Genomic DNA, 20,109 nt, shown 5'->3' on the forward strand with positions numbered 1-20,109 from the left:
TAGGCGGAGGCCGCTCGTGGCCCCGATGTCGGTGGCCCGGCATACGCTGGAGGTATGCAACCCACGCGAAGTGTTCGTCCCTTCGAGGTCATCAGCGAATATGCGCCTGCCGGCGACCAGCCGAAGGCGATCGCCGAACTCGCATCGCGTATCAACGCCGGCGAGACCGACATCGTGCTGCTCGGCGCCACCGGTACCGGAAAGTCGGCGACGACCGCCTGGCTGGTCGAGCAGGTGCAGCGTCCGACGCTCGTCCTCGCGCACAACAAGACGCTCGCTGCGCAGCTGGCCAACGAGTTCCGCGAGCTGATGCCGAACAACGCCGTCGAGTACTTCGTCTCCTACTACGACTACTACCAGCCAGAGGCGTACGTGCCTCAGACCGACACCTTCATCGAGAAGGACTCCTCGATCAACTCCGAGGTCGAGCGTCTGCGTCACTCGACCACGAACTCGCTGCTCAGCCGCCGCGACGTGATCGTCGTCTCCACCGTCTCCTGCATCTACGGACTCGGCGCGCCAGAAGAGTACCTCCGCGCCATGGTCGCCCTCCAGGTGGGAGAGCGGTACGACCGCGACGCGCTGATCAGGCAGTTCATCTCGATGCAGTACAACCGCAATGACGTCGACTTCTCCCGGGGCAACTTCCGGGTGCGAGGCGACACCATCGAGATCATCCCGGTGTATGAGGAGCATGCGATCCGCATCGAGCTGTTCGGTGACGAGATCGAAGCGCTCTATTCGTTGCATCCGCTCACCGGAGAGGTCATCGAGAAGCTCGACTCCGTGCCGATCTTCCCCGCCTCGCACTACGTGGCGGGAACCGATGTGATCCAGCGCTCGATCGGCACCATCGAGCACGAGCTCGAGGAGCGGCTCAAGGAGTTCGAGCGTCAGGGGAAGCTGCTCGAGGCCCAGCGGCTGCGGATGCGCACGACCTTCGACCTGGAGATGCTGCAGCAGCTCGGCTTCTGCTCGGGAATCGAGAACTACTCCCGGCACATGGACGGGCGTCAGCCCGGCGAGCCGCCGCACACGCTGCTCGACTTCTTCCCCGACGACTTCATGCTCGTGATCGACGAGTCGCACGTCACGGTGCCGCAGATCGGCGCGATGTACGAGGGAGACGCATCCCGCAAGCGCACGCTCGTCGACCATGGCTTCCGGCTCCCGAGCGCGATGGACAACAGGCCGCTGCGGTGGGACGAGTTCAAGAACAGGATCGGGCAGACCGTGTATCTGTCGGCCACTCCCGGCAAGTACGAGATGGGCATCGCCGACGGCGTGGTGGAGCAGATCATCCGCCCGACGGGTCTGGTGGACCCGCACATCATCGTGAAGCCGTCGAAGGGCCAGATCGACGACCTTCTCGAGGAGATCAGGCAGCGTGTCGGGCGTGACGAGCGTGTGCTCGTGACGACGCTCACCAAGAAGATGTCCGAAGAGCTGACGGACTTCCTCGGCGAGCACGGCGTGCGCGTGCGCTACCTCCACTCCGACGTCGACACGCTGCGACGGGTCGAGCTGCTCAGCGAGCTGCGGGCGGGCGTCTACGACGTCCTGGTGGGAATCAACCTGCTGCGTGAAGGACTCGATCTGCCCGAGGTGTCGTTGGTCGCGATCCTCGACGCCGACAAAGAGGGCTTCCTGCGATCGGGCACGTCGCTGATCCAGACGATCGGCCGCGCGGCGCGCAACGTCTCGGGCGAAGTGCACATGTACGCCGACAGGATCACCGACTCGATGGCCAAGGCGATCGAAGAGACGGATCGACGTCGCGAGAAGCAGGTCGCCTACAACCTGGAGCACGGGATCGACCCGCAGCCGCTGCGTAAGCGGATCGCCGACATCACCGAGGTGCTCGCCCGTGAAGGCGCCGACACCGCTGCGATGATGTCCGGCCGCGGTCGCGCGACCGGCAAGGGCAAGTCTCCGACGCCCAACCTCCGGCGCACCGGGATCGCCGCTGAAGGCGCTCAGCAGCTCGAAGCCGTGATCCAGGACCTCTCCGACCAGATGCTCGCGGCGGCCGCGGAGCTCAAGTTCGAGCTCGCCGGACGACTGCGTGACGAGGTGCAGGACATGAAGAAGGAGTTGCGTGCCATGGAGAAGGCCGGCCACGCCTGACGACACGGGAGCGACCAGGATGGACACATCAGGAGAAGAGCTCGCCGATCGCGTGAGAGCGCTTCTCACCCTTGACGGGAACGTCGAGGAGAAGCGGATGTTCGGCACGCGCGCGTTCCTCCTCGACGGTCACATCCTCGTCGGTGCGCGCACCGGCGGGGTGCTGCTCGTGCGCGTCGACGAAGAGCACGGCGCGTCGCTGATCACCCGGCCAGGGGTCGCGTCCGCGGTCATGGGTCCGCGGACCATGGGCACCGGTTGGCTCGATGTATCGCCGAGCGCGCTCATCGACGACGACGACCTCGCGGCCTGGCTCGACATCGCGCGTGAAGACGCGAAGCGAGACGGCTGAGAGCGAGCCTCAGGGGCAGTGGACGAGCGTCTTGGGGCCCGACCGGTCGATCTCATGCTCGCTCATCGGGGAGCCGCACAGCGGACAGGCGCGTTCGGCACGTTCGGACGGGCTCGGCGGGGGCGTCTTCTCGTAGGGGCCGACCGAGGCCGGGCCGGCGAAGCGGATCAGATTCGAGTTGAACCAGGCATACAGGCCTCCGGCTTCGCGGATCCGAGTGCGGAGCGAAGGGCGATCATCAGAACTGGCCATGTTGCTTAGTGTACTAACTATTAGGGTCAATGTATATTCGAATCCGTGACCGCATCGGATGACCTGCTCAAGCTCGACAACCAGCTCTGCTTCGCTCTGGTGACCGCAGCACGCAACGTCGTGGCGATCTACCGGCCGATTCTGGAGCCCCTCGGGCTCACGCATCCGCAGTATCTTGTGATGCTGGCGCTCTGGGAACGTGCTCCGCGCCCACTGAACGATCTCGCGGCCGACCTCGCGCTCGAGCCTGCGACGGCGTCGCCGCTGGTGAAGCGGCTGGAGGCAGACGGTCTTGTGGCGAGGCAGCGCAGCGTCGAGGACGAGCGCCGTCTCGACATCACGCTCACGGACGCCGGTCGGGCTCTGCGTGGCCGAGCCCTCGATGTTCCGCGCCAGGTGATGACCGCTGTGGGAATGGACCTGCAGCAGATCGCGACACTGCGCGATGGTTTGTCGGCATTCGCGGGGCGCCGTTCAGCCCAGGAGTGACCGCGTCATAGGGTGTGGGCATGCCGATCGAACACCAGACGCGTCCTGCGCGCCGGAGTGTCGATCGGATGGTCCTTCCCGTCGTCGTCGTCGTTCTGTTCGGCGCGGCGATGATCGCGTCGGCGATCCAGGGTCAGCCGACGTTCCGCCCCACCGAGCCGATTCCCGAGGGGACGGCAGAGCCGCTGCCCACCGTGTCGCCGGGTGGAACCGGGCTCCCCGAGCCGGTGGAGGTCGAACCCACGAACGCCGCGCTCGCGCAGACTCTCACGGTGATCCTGATGCTCCTGGTCGCGGCCGGGATCGTCGCGCTCCTCGTGATCGCCGCCAGAGCCCTGCTTCGAGCATGGCGAGATCGCCCGCTCCGGCGTCGTGACGCAGCCGTCGTCGCATCCGAGGTCGATCAGCTCGCATCGACCCCGACAGCGGACGTCGCGGTCGGGGTGATGCAACGCGGGATCGCCGGCGCGCTGGCGACGATCGATGAGCGTGCCACGGCCTCGGATGCCATCGTCGCCGCGTGGATCGGTCTCGAAGAGAGCGCGGCGGACGCGGGGGTGAAGCGTGCGGCGAGCGAGACTCCGGGGGAGTTCGTGGTGCGGATCATCACTCTGCGGCCGGGCGCCGCCGACGACGCTGCGGCGTTGCTGCGCCTCTATGAGAGCGTCCGCTTCGGCACGCGGGTGGCCGACGAACATGATCGGGCCTCGGCGCGACAGGCCCTTCGGCGCATCGAGGGGGTGTGGCGATGAGCGCACGGAGAACACTTCTCGCGATCGGTGCGGCGGTCGTCGCTGCTCTCGCCCTCCTCGGCTTCGGCTTCACCTGGCCGTTCGTGATCGGCTGGAGTCTGCTGATCTGCGCGGTCGGTCTGCTCGGACAACTCGTGATGCCGCTCGAGCCCGGCTTCGACGCCCCGCGTATCGACACGGAACGCCATCGTCGGCCGACCGAGATCTCTCGGATGGCGTGGGCCCTGAACACGCACACCGGTATCGCCGGACAGCAGATCACCCGACGCGTCAGCGCGATCCTCCGCCATAGGCTGGTGCGCCAGGGAATCGACCCGGACAACCCGGAGGACAGGGCACGACTCACCGCGGTGATCGGACCCGGGCTCTGGGAACAGCTGACGGGTCCCGCCCCGACGATCGTCGACATCGAACGGGCCCTGGATGCCGTCGATCGACTGAACCCTTCCTCACCCGGCGAGCCGTCGCTCGCGTCGCACGCCCCAGCCACCGGCCAGGCGCGGCCCTCGCTGTTCCGTCGATCAAGGAGATGACATGACGAGCCCCGCAGAGATCGCCGACACCGGAGCCAGGATCCTCGCCGCAGTGAGGACGGTCGTGGTGGGCATGGACGACCCCGTCGAGATCGCGCTCGCGACGATCCTCGCGGGTGGTCATGTGCTGTTCGAGGACGTGCCAGGGCTGGGAAAGACCCTCGCCGCTCGCAGTCTCGCGTCGGCCCTGGGGCTGTCGTTCCGTCGGTTGCAGTGCACCCCCGACATGCTCCCGGGCGACGTGACCGGATCGTACGTGTACGCACCGGACTCGGGCGACTTCGTCTTCCGTCCCGGGCCGATCTTCACCGGTCTGCTGCTCGCCGACGAGGTCAACAGAACCACCCCGAAGACGCAGTCGGCGATGCTCGAGGCGATGGCGGAGCGACAGGTGACGGTCGAGGGCAACAGCTTCGCGCTGCCGGCGCCGTTCCATGTGATCGCGACGTCGAATCCGATCGAGTACGAGGGCACCTACGCGCTTCCCGAGGCGCAGCTCGACAGATTCATGGTGCGGCTGTCCGTGGGCTATCCGGACGCGGACAACGAGGCTCGGATCCTGGAGAACCGGGTGAGCAGGCGAGAGGAGGCGACCCACGTCGCCCCGGTGATCGATGCCGACCAGCTCGTCGCCCTGCAGAACGCGGTCGAAGCCATCCACGTCGATCAGGACATCACCCGCTACTGCGTCGAGATCACCCGCGCCACGCGGAATGCGCCGAACGTCGAGGTCGGGGCCTCGCCGCGAGGTTCGCTCGGTCTGCTGCTGCTCGGACGAGCGCTGGCGGCGCTGGACGGTCGCGACTACGTGCGCCCGGACGACATCAAGCGCATCGCCGTGCCTGTGCTGGCCCATCGACTCACCCTCACTCCACAGGCATGGGCTCAGGGTGCGTCGGCGTCCGATGTGGTTCGATCGGTCGTCGGTCAGGTGGCGGTGCCGCCGACTGTCGGGGCGCTCGGATGACGGATGATCCCGACGCGGGGCGTCGTGGGCCGGTGCTGTCGGTGGCGATCGGCGGCGCGGTGATCCTCGCCGTCGTCGGCCTTCTGTCAGCCCGACCGGACGTCGCGGCCATGGGCCTGCCTCTGGCCCTCTGGAGCGGGTTCGCGATCGCACGAGGCACCGCCGGGGGCGAGGCGAAGGTCAGGATCGATGCGCTGCCGGGACAGGATGGAGAACTGCTCACCGCGATCGCCGTCGAGAGCGACGCGGAAGCCGTCGAGATGGTGATCGTGCAGTCGGAGCGCCGCACCAGGCGAGTGATCGTGCCTGGGGGCGGATCATCCGTCACCGCCCGCAGCACCGTCCTGCATTCCGGGCCGGCGATTCCTGTGCAAGCCGCGGCGAGAGGGTTCTCTCTCGAGGGCGCGGCGCTCTCGAAGACAGCGGGGCCCGTCGCGGCCGGACGTCAGGTGGCACCGCCCCGCCGACCGATCGATGCGCTGCCGTTGCCGCGACGACTGATCGGGTCGCACGGTGCTCACGAGGGGCGCCGTCAGGGCCAGGGCGGTGACTTCAGGGACATCCACGCCTTCGCTCCGGGGGACGAGCTCCGCCGCGTGGACTGGCGGGCCACGGCGCGGATGGCACGCAGGCCGGGGGATCTGCTGGTTCGACGGACGAACACCCTGAGCGACTCCTCCGTCGTGATCGCGATGGACACGTCGGAAGACCTCGGAGAGGTCGTCTCGTCATGGGGGAGCGGCGATCTCGAACGCAGTGGCGTGACGTCGCTCGACCTCGCACGGGAGGCCGCCCGCGCGATCGCCGACTCGGCCATCGGCGCGGGCGACCGCGTCGCGCTGCACGTGCTCGTGCACGGGGGCCGGTCGCTGCGCAGCGGCAGCGGATCGAGGCACCTCGCGCGCGTGGTGGCGGCCATCGCCGCGACCGGTCAGGCACGAGAGGATGCGTCCTTCCGCCGCACGCCTCCCGTGCCGCACGGCTCGGTCATCTTCGTACTGTCGACGTTCTTCGAGGGCGCGGCGGCACAGACGGCGCTGATGTGGAGGGCGAGCGGTCATCGAGTCGTCGCCGTCGACGTGCTTCCGCCGCTCGATCGCACGCGTCTCACCCGGGCACAGCTCATCGGCCTTCGCACCGTGCTCGCCGAGCGGGAGAACGTGTTCGCCGATCTGCACGGCGCCGGAGTCGATGTGGTCACCTGGGCCGATGATCCGTCATCGGCGCTGCTCGCGATCGCGAGGGCGCGCCGATGAGGGCGAACGACTCGCTGCAGACCGGGCCGGCCGTCTCCTGGCTCGTCGTTCGGGGCGCGCTCGTCGCCGTCGTCGCCGCCGGGGCCGTCGCCCTGTGCCCGCTGATCGGGTGGCAGGTGGCCGCTGTCGTGCTGGCGATCGTCGCCGCCGCCCTCCCGCAGACGTTCGCGGCGTGGGGATCGGTCGGCTGCCTCGTGATCGGGATGCTGATCTCGGAGCCCGATCTCGGGCGCGCGATGATCGCGGTGCTCGTCGTGCAGCTCATCCACGTGCTGATGTCGCTCTCGCTCGTGATCCCCGCGGGTTCCCGAGTGGTGATCGCCGCGCTCCGGCCCAGCGCACTGCGGCTGCTCGTCGTCCAGGCGATCGCCCAGCCGGTGACCGTCGCGGTGATGGTCGTCGGCGGAGCGGCCGCGCAGGGATCGGCGCAGACGGTGCCGTGGGCCGCCGTCGCGGGAGCCGGAGCCGTCGTGGCGCTCGCGGTGACCCTGGTCGTGAGGGCGAACCGCCGAGCACCGTGAGGCGATGCCTTCCCTGTGAGCCCTCACGGAGCCAATGTCTGTGGCCCCTCGTAGACTTGATCAGTGCCTATCGTCCCGGTTGCAACCCCAGGAAAACTCAGCGTTCGCGGTGCCCGCGTACACAATCTGAAGAACGTCGACATCGACATCCCACGCGACTCCCTCGTCGTGTTCACCGGCCTGTCCGGTTCGGGAAAGTCCAGTCTCGCGTTCGACACGATCTTCGCCGAAGGGCAGCGTCGCTACGTCGAGTCGCTGAGCGCGTACGCGCGCCAGTTCCTCGGCCAGGTCGACCGGCCAGACGTCGACTTCATCGAGGGGCTCAGCCCCGCGGTGTCGATCGATCAGAAGTCGACCAACCGCAACCCGCGGTCGACGGTCGGCACGATCACCGAGATCTACGACTACATGCGTCTGCTCTGGGCGCGCATCGGCATTCCGCACTGCCCCGAGTGCGGTGAGCGCATCCAGCGACAGACCGTGCAGCAGATCGCCGACCAGCTGATGGAGCTGCCCGAGCGGACGCGCTACCAGATCGTCGCGCCCATCGTCTCTCAGAAGAAGGGCGAGTTCGTCGATCTGTTCCGCGAGCTGGGCGCCAAGGGATACTCCCGCGCGATCGTCGACGGAGACCTGATCCAGCTCGCCGAGCCGCCCACGCTGAAGAAGAGCTACAAGCACGACATCGCCGTGGTCGTCGATCGTCTGGTCGCGGCCGACGACATCCTCGGTCGTGTCACCGACTCGGTCGAGACCGCACTCGGACTCGCCGGCGGCGTCGTGCAGGTGAACTTCGTCGACGAAGAGGGCGACGACGCCTGGCAGTCGTTCTCCGAGAAGCTCGCGTGCCCGAACGGGCACGCGCTGTCCCTCACCGAGATCGAGCCGCGCACCTTCTCCTTCAACGCGCCGTTCGGCGCATGCCCCGCCTGCTCGGGGCTCGGCACCCGCATGTCGGTGGACATCGACCTGATGCTCGGTGACGAGGAGCTCTCCATCCGCGAGGGCGCGATCATCCCCTGGACCACCCAGGGCAAGGGCCTCTTCCAGTACTACGAGCGCCTGCTCGAGGGCCTGGCCGACGACCTCAACTTCTCGCTCGACACCCCGTGGCAGGACCTCAGGGTCGACGTGCAGGACGCGATCCTCCGCGGAGACAACTACAAGGTCACGGTCAAGTTCAAGAACCGGTACGGGCGCGAGATGCGTTACGCGTCCGGCTTCGAGGGTGTCGTCCCCTACATCGAGCGGCAGTACGCGCAGGCCGAGTCCGACACGCAGCGCTCGCGCTGGGGCGAGTACCTCCGCGAGGTGCCGTGCCCCGTGTGCGACGGCAACCGTCTCAAGCCCGAGGTGCTCGCGGTGCAGGTGCACGGTCACTCGATCGCCGAGGTGTCGCACCTGAGCCTCGCCGATGCGCGCTCGTTCATGGAGACCCTCACTCTCACCGACCGCGAGGCGCAGATCGCGGCGCAGGTGCTGCGTGAGATCCGCTTGCGACTCGACTTCCTGCTGCAGGTCGGGCTCTCGTATCTCAACCTCAGCCGCTCGGCCGGATCGCTCTCGGGCGGCGAAGCACAGCGCATCCGCCTCGCGACACAGATCGGGTCGGGCCTCACCGGTGTGCTCTACGTGCTCGACGAGCCGTCGATCGGTCTGCACCAGCGCGACAACCGTCGACTGATCGACACCCTTCTGAAGCTCCGTGACCTCGGCAACACGCTCATCGTCGTCGAGCACGACGAAGAGACCATCGAGTCGGCTGACTGGGTCGTCGACATCGGGCCGGGCGCGGGAGTGAACGGCGGTGAGGTGGTGCATTCCGGTTCGTACGAGGCACTCCTGAACGAGCCGGACTCGATGACGGGACAGTATCTCTCCGGTCGTCGCGAGATCCCGACCCCTGCGAAGCGCCGCAAGCTCGACAAGAAGCGGATGCTCAGCGTCGTCGGTGCTCGCGAGAACAACCTGAAGAACGTCAGCGTGAACTTCCCGCTGGGTGTTCTGACGGCGGTCACCGGAGTGTCGGGATCGGGCAAGTCGTCGCTCGTCAACGACATCCTCTACCAGGTGCTCGCCTCGCGGCTCAACGGCGCCCGCACGGTTCCCGGAAAGCACACCCGAGTCTCGGGACTCGACAACCTCGACAAGGTCGTGCACGTCGACCAGGCGCCGATCGGCCGCACGCCGCGCTCGAACCCGGCCACCTACACCGGCGTCTTCGATCGCATCCGCTCGCTCTTCAGCGAGACGCCGGAGGCGAAGGTCCGCGGCTACCAGCCGGGGCGCTTCAGCTTCAACGTCAAGGGCGGCCGCTGCGAGGCGTGCTCGGGCGACGGCACGATCAAGATCGAGATGAACTTCCTGCCGGACGTCTACGTCGACTGCGAGGTCTGCCACGGCAAGCGCTACAACCGCGACACGCTGTCGGTGCACTACAAGGGCAAGAACATCGCCGAGGTCCTCGAGATGCCGATCGCCGAGGCGGCGGAGTTCTTCGAGCCCATCCAGGCGATCCACCGTTACATGAAGACCCTCGTCGACGTGGGCCTCGGCTACGTGCGTCTCGGTCAGTCGGCGACGACACTGTCGGGCGGCGAGGCGCAGCGCGTCAAGCTCGCCACCGAGCTCCAGCGTCGCAGCAACGGCCGCAGCATCTATGTGCTCGACGAGCCGACCACGGGGTTGCACTTCGAAGACGTGCGCAAGCTCCTCGAGGTGCTGAACGGGCTCGTCGACAAGGGCAACACGGTGATCGTCATCGAGCACAACCTCGATGTGATCAAGTCCGCCGACTGGGTGATCGACCTCGGACCGGAGGGCGGTTCCGGTGGTGGTGAGATCCTGGCGACGGGCACCCCCGAGCAGATCGCGCGAGTCGAGGACAGTCACACGGGCCAGTTCCTCGCCGAGATCCTGGGTGAGGGGCGTTCTGCGCGGAAGGCCAGCTGATGGCCGACGTCCTGCCGTACAAGCCGCGGGCTGGTGAGATCCCCACCAACCCCGGCGTGTACCGATTCCGCGACGCCGATGGACGCGTGCTCTATGTCGGCAAGGCGAAGAACCTGCGTCAACGTCTGTCGAACTACTTCGCGCCGTTGCGCACGCTCCACGAGCGCACCAGACGGATGGTCACCACGGCGTCCTCCGTCGAATGGACGGTCGTCTCGACCGACGTGGACTCGTTGCAGCTCGAGTACATGTGGATCAAGGAGTTCGATCCGCCCTTCAACGTCCGCTACAAGGACGACAAGTCCTACCCGTTCATGGCCGTGACGCTGGGCGATGAGGCGCCGCGAGTGATCGTCACCCGCAACCGCAAGATCCCCGGTGCGCGCTACTTCGGTCCCTATCCGAAGGTCTGGGCGGTTCACGAGACGATCGACCTGATGGTCAAGGCGTTCCCGATCCGCACCTGCAGCGACTCCAGCTACAAGCGCGCGATGCAGACAGGGCGTCCGTGCTTTCCGGGGCAGATCGGCAAGTGCGGCGGGCCGTGCTCGATGACGGTCACCATCGAGGAGCACCGTGCGATGGTCGACGACTTCGTCGCATTCATGGCCGGAGGCGACGAGCGCTTCACCCGAGAGCTGACGAAGAGGATGCTGGCCGCCTCCGCTGCGATGGACTACGAGGCCGCCGCCAGATTCCGCGACAAGCTCACGGCGATCGAGGCGGTGCTGGGCAAGAGCGCGCTGGTCCTCGCGACCGACGAGGATGCCGACCTGTTCGGAATCGCGGAGGACGAGCTCGCCGCAGCGGTGCAGCACTTCGTGATCCGCGGCGGACGCGTCCGAGGCGTCCGCGCGATGACGATCGAGAAGGAGATCGACATCTCGACGGCCGACCTGGTCGACCAGGTGCTGCAGCGCGCGTACGGGGATGCCCAGGACGTGCCGCGGCGAATCATCGTGCCGACGCTGCCGGACGACGCGGCGGAGCTCGAGGTGTGGCTGCGCGAGCGGCGAGGCAAGAAGGTCGAGATCGCCGTCGCCCAGCGCGGTCAGCGCGCCGACCTCATGCGCACCGCGACACTCAACGCGCAGCAGGCGTTGATCCGCTACAAGACCCGTCGCACGAGCGACTACATCGCGCGCACGCAGGCTCTCACAGATCTTCAGGAGGCGCTGGGGATGTCGGAGGCGCCGTTGCGCATCGAGTGCTTCGACATCTCGCACCTCGGCGGCACGAACGTGGTGGCGTCGATGGTGGTCTTCGAAGACGGGCTGCCGCGAAAAGATCAGTATCGTTCGTTCAACATCGCCGAGACCACGGACGACACCGACTCGATGTACCAGGTGCTGCGACGTCGTCTCGCCTACCTCGATCGTCCCGAGGAAGCCGAAGTGCCCGCCGCAGCCGTGGGGGTCCCTGGAGAGTCGGAGGACGACCTCGACGAGGTCGTCGTCGAGGTCAAGCGCAAGCCCCGCTTCGCCTATCCGCCGCAGCTGCTGCTCGTCGATGGCGGGCAGCCGCAGGTCGAGGCGGCCGCGCGGGCACTCCGAGACGCCGGTCACACCGAGATCGCCGTGTGCGGCATCGCCAAGAGGCTCGAGGAGATCTGGCTCCCCGGGGATGACTTCCCGGTGATCCTGCCTCGCACCAGTGAGTCGCTCTACCTGCTCCAGCGACTGAGGGACGAAGCACACCGATTCGCGATCACGCACCAGCGCAAACGACGCAGGAACGACATCACGTCGATCCTCGCCGAGGTTCCCGGCCTCGGTGCGGCGCGGATAAAGGTCCTACTCAAGCACTTCGGATCCGTCACCGCACTGCGGTCTGCACCGCCCGAGGCGATCCAGGAGGTGCAGGGGATCGGGCCTGTGCTCGCCGAGAACATCCATACGCATCTCTCTTCTCGCTAGGCTGGGGGAGCGGGGGAGAAGGAGTAACCATGACTGACGGGGACAAAGGCGAGTTCCTCATCGTCACGGGCATGTCGGGCGCTGGACGCACGACGGTCGCGAACGCACTCGAGGACCTCGGCTGGTATGTCGTGGACAACCTGCCGCCGCAGATTCTCCGTCCATTGCTGGACCTCACCGACATGGGTGGCAACGCCTTGCCCAAGGTCGCCGCCGTGGTGGATGTCCGAGGACGCAACCTCTTCGACGATTTTCCCGGCGTGGCGCGGGCGTTGCGATCGCGCGGTTCGGTGCGCGTGCTGTTCCTGGATGCGTCCGACGACGTCCTCGTGCGTCGATTCGAGGCCGTCCGCAGGCCGCATCCGCTCCAGGGCGACGGCACCCTGCTCGACGGCATTCGCATCGAGCGCCTCCGCCTCGCGCCGATCCGCGAGTCGGCCGACCTCGTGGTCGACACCTCAGCGCTCAACATCCATCAGCTCGCCACGCAGGTGTCCGACCTGTTCTCCGAAGAGGGTGCAGCGCGGCACCGTGTGACGCTCATGAGCTTCGGGTTCAAGTACGGTCTTCCGACCGATGTCGACATCGTCGCGGACATGCGCTTCCTGCCCAATCCCTTCTGGAACGAAGAGCTCCGCGGCCTGACGGGACAGGACGAAGCGGTGAAGAACTACGTGCTCTCCCGTGAAGGCGCCGCAGAGTTCCTCGATTCCTACACGTCGGCGCTCACCCCGGTGCTCGAGGGGTATCAGCGCGAGAACAAGAGCCACTCGACGATCGCTATCGGCTGCACGGGCGGCAAGCACCGCTCGGTCGCCATGGTGGAGGAGCTTGCTCGTCGGCTCGCGTCCGTGCCCGGAGTGGCCGTCAACGTGCGTCATCGGGACCTCGGCAGGGAATAGCAGGAGCCTCCGTCAGAGTAGGCTGGAGGTTTGCGCCGCGATCCGGCGCGTGAGCGTAGAGGAGTGTCGTGGCACTAACCACCGACGTCAAGGCTGAGCTTGTCAGCATCCGTAATGCACCCCCGACGGTGCGTGTCGCGGAGGTCACCTCTATCCTCCGGTTCGCCGGCGGACTGCACTCCATCGCCGGGCGGGTCGCCGTCGAGGCGGAGGTGGATGCCGAGATCCTCGCGCAGCGTGTCGCGCGCGACCTCGCGGAGATCTACGGTGTTCGGCCCGAGATCGCCCAGGTGCAGTCGAGCACGGCCAACGACGGAGCGCGGTGGGCAGTGAGGGTGATCGCGTCGGGGGAGACCCTCGCACGCCAGACCGGTCTGCTCGACCAGCGCCGTCGCCCGGTCCGCGGACTTCCCAACCGTCTCACCACGGGCTCCCGCGCAGAGGTCGCCGGTCTGTGGCGCGGAGCGTTCCTCGCCGCAGGAACCCTGAGTGAACCAGGCCGCTCTGCCATGCTCGAGGTCGCCTGCCCGTCGTCTGAGGCTGCCATGGCGCTCGTCGGCGCCGCGCACCGCCTCGGAGTGGCTGCGAAGGCACGCGAGGTGCGCGGCATGCCCCGCGTCGTCGTCCGCGAGGGCGAGGCCATCCGCACGATCCTCAGCGAGATGGGTGCGCAGAAGACCGCTGTCGCCTGGGAGGAGATGCGCCAGCGCCGGGAGGTGCGCGCGGGTGTGAACCGTCTCGTGAACTTCGATGACGCCAACCTGCGTCGTTCCGCGCAGGCCGCTGTCGCCGCCTGCGCCCGTGTGGAGCGCGCTCTCGAGATCCTCGCCGACGAGGTGCCCGACCACCTCAAGGTCGCCGGTGAGCTGCGCCTCGCGCACCGAGACGCGAGCCTCGACGAGCTGGGCCACCACGCCGACCCGCCGATGACGAAGGATGCCGTCGCCGGCCGCATCCGCCGTCTTCTGGCCATGGCCGACAAGCGTGCGCAGCAGGAGGGCATCCCGGGCACCGAGGCCGCCGTGCCCGCCGGACTCGACGTCTGAGCCCGTCCATCGACATCAGCGAGGCGATCCCTGTCAAGGGGTCGCCTCGCTTCGTCATATGGGGGAAGGATCAGGGTCGGCGACACGTTGTCGTCACTAGGATGAGTTAAGTCCGCTCTACGCCGCACCTCGGCGGCGCAGAGGATCGGCAAGCGCCGCGGCGCGGCGCGGATTGGATGAAAGCGACATGGCGACCTACACGCTCCCCGACCTTCCCTACGACTTCGCAGCCCTCGAGCCGCACATCAGCGGCAAGATCATGGAGCTGCACCATGACAAGCACCACGCGACCTACGTCGCCGGCGCGAACACCGCCCTCGAGCAGCTCGCCGAGGCCCGTGACAGCGGCAACCTCGCCAACGTGAACAAGCTCGAGAAGGACCTCGCGTTCAACCTCGGCGGTCACGTCAACCACTCGATCTTCTGGACCAACCTCTCGCCGACCGGCGGCGGACAGCCCGAGGGCGAGCTCAAGGCAGCCATCGACGAGTTCTTCGGCTCGTTCGAGAAGTTCCAGGCGCACTTCACCGCGAACGCCCTCGGAATCCAGGGCTCCGGCTGGTCGGTGCTCAGCTGGGACTCGATCGGCCAGCGTCTGATCATCCAGCAGCTGTTCGACCAGCAGTCGAACACGGCGCAGGGCACCGTGCCGCTGTTCCAGCTCGACATGTGGGAGCACGCCTTCTACCTCGACTACCTCAACGTCAAGGCCGACTACGTCAAGGCCGCGTGGAACATCGCCAACTGGGAGAACGTCGCTCAGCGCTTCGAGGTCGCCCGCGAGAAGACGAACGGCCTGCTGGTACTGTCGTAATCGGGTCGCGTCCCGACGGGCCCAGTCTCGTCGGGACGCCATCTCAGCCAAAAACCCCCGCGCATCGCGTAAGCACTTTTGCTGCGCACAGCGCACGAGAAACAGGGAGACCTGAGTGTCTGTCAAGATCGGTATCAACGGCTTCGGCCGCATCGGACGCAACTACTTCCGCGCGGCTCTCGCGCAGGGAGCGGACATCGAGATCGTCGCGGTCAACGACCTCACCGACAACAAGACCCTTGCCCACCTTCTGAAGTACGACTCTGTGGGCGGCGTCCTCGACGCTGACATCAGCTTCGACGACGAGAGCATCACGGTCAACGGCAAGGCGATCAAGGCGTTCGCAGAGCGCGATCCCGCCAACCTTCCGTGGGGTGAGCTGGGCGTCGACATCGTCATCGAGTCGACCGGCTTCTTCACCAAGGCCGAGGCTGCCAAGAAGCACATCGATGCGGGCGCCAAGAAGGTGCTCATCTCAGCTCCCGGCACCGGTGTCGACGGCACCTTCGTCATGGGCGTGAACGAGGACACGTACAACCCGGAGACGGATCACATCATCTCCAACGCCTCCTGCACGACCAACTGCCTCGCGCCGCTGGCCCAGGTCTTCAACGACGCGTTCGGCATCGACCGCGGCTTCATGATGACCGCTCACGCCTACACCGCAGATCAGAACCTGCAGGACGGCCCGCACAGCGACCTGCGTCGTGCACGCGCCGCTGCGATCAACATCACCCCGGCCTCCACCGGTGCAGCCAAGGCGATCGGCGAGGTTCTGCCCGAGCTCCAGGGCAAGCTGAGCGGCTCGTCGTACCGCGTTCCGGTTCCCACCGGCTCGATCGTCGACCTGACGCTGATCACCGACCGCGAGAACCTCACGGTCGAGGAGGTCAACGAGGCCTACAAGAAGGCTGCTGCCGACGGTCGCCTCGCCGGCTTCCTGCAGTACAACGAAGACCAGATCGTCTCGAGCGACATCGTGCACAACCCGCACTCGTCGATCTTCGACGCGACCCTGACCAACGTCAGCGGCAACCTGGTCAAGGTCTCCAGCTGGTACGACAACGAGTGGGGCTACTCCAATCGTCTCGTCGACCTGACCGAGTACGTGGCCGAGCGTCTCTGAGACACCTCCCATGACTCTGCGCACCCTGGATTCACTGGGTTCGCTCGAGGGCAAGCGCGTCATCGTCCGTTGTGATCTCAACGTCCCCCTCCGGGACGGGATCATCACGGACGATGGCCGTGTCCGCGCCTCGTTGCCTACCCTCAACGCACTGATCAACGCGGGCGCCCGCGTCATCGTGTGCTCGCACCTCGGACGCCCCGACGGTGCGCCCGACCCGCAGTACAGCCTCGCGCCGGTCGCCCAGCGACTGTCCGAGCTGCTCGGCAAGCCGGTGGCGTTCGCACGCGACACCGTCGGCGAGTCGGCCCAGGAGGCCGTGGCCTCGCTCGAGGACGGCGACATCGTCGTCATCGAGAACCTGCGGTTCAACCCGGGGGAGACCTCGAAGGACGATGCCGAGCGCGGCGCCTTCGCGGCTCAGCTCGCAGAGCTCGGTGACGTGCTCGTCTCCGATGGATTCGGTGTCGTGCATCGCAAGCAGGCGAGCGTCTACGACCTCGCCGAGCTGCTGCCCTCCGCTGCCGGTCTGCTGATCGCGACAGAGCTCGACGTGCTCGACCGTCTCACCGAGAACCCCGAGCGCCCGTACGCGGTCGTGCTCGGCGGGTCGAAGGTGAGCGACAAGCTCGGCGTCATCTCGCACCTGCTGCCTCGCGTGGATCGCATCCTCGTCGGCGGCGGCATGCTGTTCACCTTCCTGAAGGCGCAGGGCCACGCCGTGGCCTCCAGCCTCCTCGAAGAGGATCAGCTCGAGACGGTGCGCGGCTACATCGCCGAGGCCGAGAAGCGCGGCGTGGAGCTCGTGCTCCCGACCGACGTGGTCGTCGCCTCCTCGTTCTCGGCGGATGCCGACCACGAGGTGACGGCTGCGGACGCGATCGAGGACACGGCGTTCGGCGCTGCCGGAATCGGCCTGGACATCGGTCCCGAGACTGCGGCGCGATTCGCGGAGGTCATCCGCGAATCGAAGACGGTGTTCTGGAACGGTCCGATGGGCGTGTTCGAGTTCCCGGCGTTCGCCGGCGGCACCAAGACCGTCGCGCAGGCGCTCACCGAGGTAGACGGCCTCAGCGTCGTCGGCGGCGGTGACTCGGCCGCGGCCGTGCGTCAGCTCGGCTTCGCCGACGACCAGTTCGGTCACATCTCGACCGGCGGCGGCGCCAGCCTCGAGTTCCTCGAGGGCAAGAAACTACCCGGCCTGGAGGTGCTCGGATGGGCCTAGAAAACAATTCCCGATCGTCGGCTACGCCGAACAGGGCCCGTACCCCGCTGATCGCGGGAAACTGGAAGATGAACCTCGACCACCTGCAGGCGGTCGCGTTCGTGCAGAAGCTGCACTGGACTCTCAAGGATGCCAAGCACGAGGACGGATCGGTCGAGGTCGCGGTTTTCCCGCCCTTCACCGACATCCGCAGCGTGCAGACGCTGATCGACGCAGACAAGATCCCGTTCGCGCTGGGTGCGCAGGACCTCTCGGCACACGACTCCGGTGCGTACACCGGTGAGGTGTCGGGAGCGTTCCTGGCGAAGCTCGACGCGAAGTACGTCATCATCGGTCACTCCGAGCGCCGGGAATACCACGCGGAGTCGGACGACGTCGTGGCGGCCAAGACGAAGGCAGCGCTCAAGCACGGCCTCTCGCCGGTCATCTGCGTCGGCGAGACGGCCGAAGACCTGGAGAAGTTCGGCGCGAGCGCGGTTCCGGCCGGTCAGCTCGAGGTCGCTCTCCAGGGGCTCTCGAAGGATGCCGACATCGTTGTGGCGTACGAGCCCGTCTGGGCCATCGGCTCCGGACAGGCGGCCACGCCGCAGCAGGCACAGGATGTCTGTGCCGCGCTGCGCGCGGTGATCGCCAAGGTCCTCGGTGACGACGCTGCCGCGCGCACCCGGATCCTGTACGGCGGATCGGTCAAGGCGGCCAACATCGCCAGCTTCATGCGTGAGCCCGATGTCGACGGCGCACTGGTCGGAGGCGCGAGCCTCGTGGTCGACGAGTTCGCTGCGATCATCCGCTTCGAGAAGCACGTAGGCGTGTGAGTGTGGCGGGGCTCCGGCCCCGCCGCACCGTATACTTGACCGTTACCGGGGCAATCCTGCCCCAGCGAAAGGCTCTTCCTCGTGGAAATTCTCGAGTTCGTCCTGCAGGTGGTGCTGGGCATAACCAGCGTCCTGCTGACTCTCCTCATCCTCCTCCACAAGGGTCGCGGTGGCGGCCTCTCCGACATGTTCGGTGGCGGAATGACGTCGGCTGTCGGCTCGTCGGGTCTCGCTGAGCGCAATCTCAACCGCTTCACCGTGGTCCTCGCCCTGGCGTGGTTCGTGGCGATCGTGGCGCTCGGTCTCATCACGAAGTTCGAGGTGATCTGATGGCTACCGGCGGCAATGCGATCCGAGGAACCCGTGTCGGTTCCGGCCCCATGGGCGAGCAGGACCACGGCTACCACGCCGACCGCATCGCGGTCTCGTACTGGGACGGCCTCGGCAACGAGACGGTCCGCTACTTCGCCGCGGGACTCCCGGAAGAGGAGATCCCCGAGACGATCGACCACCCCCAGTCAGGTCTGCCGGCCGGACGAGACAAGGCGAACCCGCCCGCACTCGCGAAACCGGAGCCGTACAAGACCCACCTCGCGTATGTGAAGGAGCGTCGCACCGACGCAGAAGCCGTCCAGCTTCTCGAAGACGCGCTCACCCAGCTCCGTGAGCGTCGAGGTCAGTGACCTCGATCTGAACTCATGACAGAAGCCGCCGCGATCCGATCGCGGCGGCTTCTCTCGTATCGAGCGGGCGTGCTCACCGGCATCCATACGCGGCGTCGATGTAGGACTGGGGCGGGTACCCGTAGGCCCAGACGCCGTTGGCGTCGTCGGTGAAGCCCATGCTGATCGCCCAGGCGGTGGCCCACTTCTCGATGCTGTCCTGGGTCGACGAGTCGTACATGTCCTCGCACTTCACGCTGATCGCATGGCCGACCTCGTGGGCGACGAGCGCTTTGCTGCGGTCGGCAGGCCACTGCTCCGCGACCGAGTTCGACAGTTCGATGGCCGCGCGATCGGGGTCGTCCCACCACCAGGTGGTGAGGCCTCCCATGCTGCCGTTGTAGCCGGCGTTGTTGACGATCTGATTCCAGTCGAACTCGAGCAGCACCCCGGGCGCGAGTGAGCGAGCGAAAGCCTCGATCTCCGTCCGTGCGGTCTGCAGGGGCCCGGCCTTCTCGGCGAGCTCGGCCTGTTCGGTCGCAACGACCTGCGCCGCTGCATCCTGCAGTGACACGAGTGTCTCGACGGCTGACGCGTCGAGGCGTTCTGTGCCGGATGCTCGCGATGCCGCGTCGCGCAGTGCGATCACTGCATCGTTCTTCGCCGAGAGATGTGCGGACTCGAATGCCGGTGCGGAATCGGCCGCAGAATGGAGGACGGCCGCGCCGGCCTCGGTCACGGACGTGCCGGCGGTGGTCAGCGGGGGCATCATGCTGTCGAGGTCGGCTGCCAGATCGTCGAGATCGCGCGTCTGCGCGGCCAGTTCGCCGGACGCCGCGAAGAGCTGCCAGAAGATGCCGGGTTTCTCATCTGCGGTCGGCAGGTCGTGGTCGAGAAGATCCTCCGCGGGAGTCACGACCTCGCGGGCATCGGTGGCGGCGGTCGACAGTGTTTCGCGGGCCGCTGTAGCGACGAGCACGCCGGAGTCGGTCTGCACGAGCAGGTCGGCGACGCCGAGGGTCGACGCGAGCGCGTCGAGCTCCTGCTGGAGTGCCTCTCCGGTGCTCGCGGTCGTGGCCAGGCTGGCGTCGAACTCGGTGCGAGCCTCGTCGTAGCCGAGGCTGGCGGTGATCTGGAGAAGCCCCACCGTCACGGCGGCGACCGTCGCCGCGATCGCGCCCAGGATCAGCGTGGGGCGTCGCCTCCGCCTTCTCGGTGCCGCTTCCGGCACGCTGGCGAAGCGCGCAGGGAGCGCGTGGTCTCCGATCGCGGAGGAGGCCACATCGACGGGAGCAGGCATTCTGTGGAGACCTCCGTGGGGAACCGGCGTACCACGACTCTAATGAGTGCGCCGCCTGAGAGGAGAAATCCCGGGGAAGAACGAAGGCCCCCGCTGATCGCG

At 67.2% G+C, this 20,109-nt stretch carries 20 protein-coding genes; 18 read left to right on the forward strand and 2 right to left on the reverse strand.

Going from position 1 to position 20,109, the window contains the following annotated elements:
* Window positions 1-54: 54 nt before the first annotated feature.
* Window positions 55-2,127, forward strand: coding sequence for an excinuclease ABC subunit UvrB (gene uvrB / locus OPU70_RS00550; protein ID WP_042541608.1), 2,073 nt, complete (start codon window positions 55-57; stop codon window positions 2,125-2,127).
* A 19-nt stretch (window positions 2,128-2,146) separates the two neighbouring features.
* Window positions 2,147-2,479, forward strand: a complete 333-nt coding sequence (locus OPU70_RS00555; protein ID WP_498556952.1) for a TfoX/Sxy family protein — start codon at window positions 2,147-2,149, stop codon at window positions 2,477-2,479.
* Window positions 2,480-2,488: 9 nt separating this feature from the next.
* On the opposite strand, the gene OPU70_RS00560 is transcribed toward OPU70_RS00555, so the two are convergent.
* Complete coding sequence (locus OPU70_RS00560) at window positions 2,489-2,731, reverse strand: hypothetical protein (protein ID WP_042541606.1); 243 nt, start codon at window positions 2,729-2,731, stop codon at window positions 2,489-2,491.
* Between the two features lie 45 nt (window positions 2,732-2,776).
* Here OPU70_RS00560 and OPU70_RS00565 point away from each other — a divergent pair, with 45 nt between their 5' ends.
* The 16 genes from OPU70_RS00565 to OPU70_RS00640 all read left to right on the forward strand — a co-directional run bounded on the left by OPU70_RS00565 (window position 2,777) and on the right by OPU70_RS00640 (window position 18,728).
* A complete protein-coding gene (locus tag OPU70_RS00565; protein WP_042541605.1) occupies window positions 2,777-3,220 on the forward strand; it encodes a MarR family winged helix-turn-helix transcriptional regulator in 444 nt (147 codons plus the stop codon).
* A 20-nt stretch (window positions 3,221-3,240) separates the two neighbouring features.
* Window positions 3,241-3,972, forward strand: a complete 732-nt coding sequence (locus OPU70_RS00570) for a DUF4129 domain-containing protein (protein ID WP_079113067.1) — start codon at window positions 3,241-3,243, stop codon at window positions 3,970-3,972.
* Window positions 3,969-4,505: a hypothetical protein gene (locus OPU70_RS00575; protein WP_367819700.1), complete on the forward strand. Its 537-nt coding sequence runs from the start codon at window positions 3,969-3,971 to the stop codon at window positions 4,503-4,505. Before OPU70_RS00570 ends, OPU70_RS00575 begins: the two co-directional genes overlap by 4 nt.
* A 1-nt stretch (window position 4,506) precedes the next feature.
* Window positions 4,507-5,472, forward strand: a complete 966-nt coding sequence (locus OPU70_RS00580; RefSeq protein WP_498556953.1) for an AAA family ATPase — start codon at window positions 4,507-4,509, stop codon at window positions 5,470-5,472.
* Window positions 5,469-6,728: a DUF58 domain-containing protein gene (locus tag OPU70_RS00585; protein WP_475434215.1), complete on the forward strand. Its 1,260-nt coding sequence runs from the start codon at window positions 5,469-5,471 to the stop codon at window positions 6,726-6,728. Before OPU70_RS00580 ends, OPU70_RS00585 begins: the two co-directional genes overlap by 4 nt.
* A complete protein-coding gene (locus OPU70_RS00590; RefSeq protein ID WP_042541601.1) occupies window positions 6,725-7,249 on the forward strand; it encodes a hypothetical protein in 525 nt (174 codons plus the stop codon). The genes OPU70_RS00585 and OPU70_RS00590 overlap by 4 nt, the downstream gene beginning before the upstream one ends.
* 63 nt (window positions 7,250-7,312) lie before the next feature.
* On the forward strand, window positions 7,313-10,201 hold the full coding sequence (gene uvrA / locus OPU70_RS00595) for an excinuclease ABC subunit UvrA (protein ID WP_475434217.1): 2,889 nt from the start codon (window positions 7,313-7,315) through the stop codon (window positions 10,199-10,201).
* Window positions 10,201-12,117, forward strand: coding sequence for an excinuclease ABC subunit UvrC (gene uvrC, locus OPU70_RS00600; RefSeq protein ID WP_079113061.1), 1,917 nt, complete (start codon window positions 10,201-10,203; stop codon window positions 12,115-12,117). The genes uvrA and uvrC overlap by 1 nt, the downstream gene beginning before the upstream one ends.
* Before the next feature lie 29 nt (window positions 12,118-12,146).
* Window positions 12,147-13,019 (forward strand): RNase adapter RapZ, encoded by an 873-nt coding sequence (gene rapZ / locus OPU70_RS00605; RefSeq protein ID WP_056377245.1) that lies wholly within the window; start codon window positions 12,147-12,149, stop codon window positions 13,017-13,019.
* Between the two features lie 68 nt (window positions 13,020-13,087).
* A complete protein-coding gene (whiA, locus tag OPU70_RS00610; RefSeq protein WP_042540784.1) occupies window positions 13,088-14,065 on the forward strand; it encodes a DNA-binding protein WhiA in 978 nt (325 codons plus the stop codon).
* Between the two features lie 187 nt (window positions 14,066-14,252).
* Entirely contained in the window at window positions 14,253-14,879 is a 627-nt protein-coding gene (locus OPU70_RS00615; RefSeq protein ID WP_042540783.1) for a superoxide dismutase, read from the forward strand.
* 115 nt (window positions 14,880-14,994) lie between these two features.
* On the forward strand, window positions 14,995-16,005 hold the full coding sequence (gap, locus tag OPU70_RS00620; RefSeq protein WP_042540782.1) for a type I glyceraldehyde-3-phosphate dehydrogenase: 1,011 nt from the start codon (window positions 14,995-14,997) through the stop codon (window positions 16,003-16,005).
* Between the two features lie 10 nt (window positions 16,006-16,015).
* Window positions 16,016-17,230: a phosphoglycerate kinase gene (locus OPU70_RS00625; RefSeq protein ID WP_042540781.1), complete on the forward strand. Its 1,215-nt coding sequence runs from the start codon at window positions 16,016-16,018 to the stop codon at window positions 17,228-17,230.
* Window positions 17,221-18,045 carry a triose-phosphate isomerase gene (gene tpiA, locus OPU70_RS00630; RefSeq protein ID WP_042540780.1) on the forward strand — a complete coding sequence of 275 codons (825 nt, stop codon included), beginning with the start codon at window positions 17,221-17,223 and terminating at the stop codon, window positions 18,043-18,045. Before OPU70_RS00625 ends, tpiA begins: the two co-directional genes overlap by 10 nt.
* 81 nt (window positions 18,046-18,126) lie before the next feature.
* On the forward strand, window positions 18,127-18,375 hold the full coding sequence (secG, locus tag OPU70_RS00635; RefSeq protein ID WP_042540779.1) for a preprotein translocase subunit SecG: 249 nt from the start codon (window positions 18,127-18,129) through the stop codon (window positions 18,373-18,375).
* The gene (locus OPU70_RS00640) at window positions 18,375-18,728 is read left to right on the forward strand and encodes an RNA polymerase-binding protein RbpA (protein ID WP_042540778.1); all 354 of its coding nucleotides are present in this window, start codon (window positions 18,375-18,377) and stop codon (window positions 18,726-18,728) included. The genes secG and OPU70_RS00640 overlap by 1 nt, the downstream gene beginning before the upstream one ends.
* Before the next feature lie 73 nt (window positions 18,729-18,801).
* On the opposite strand, the gene OPU70_RS00645 is transcribed toward OPU70_RS00640, so the two are convergent.
* Window positions 18,802-20,007, reverse strand: a complete 1,206-nt coding sequence (locus OPU70_RS00645) for a hypothetical protein (protein ID WP_498556954.1) — start codon at window positions 20,005-20,007, stop codon at window positions 18,802-18,804.
* Window positions 20,008-20,109 lie beyond the last annotated feature (102 nt).

Source organism: Microbacterium sp. SWDP-B6 (assembly GCF_059803615.1).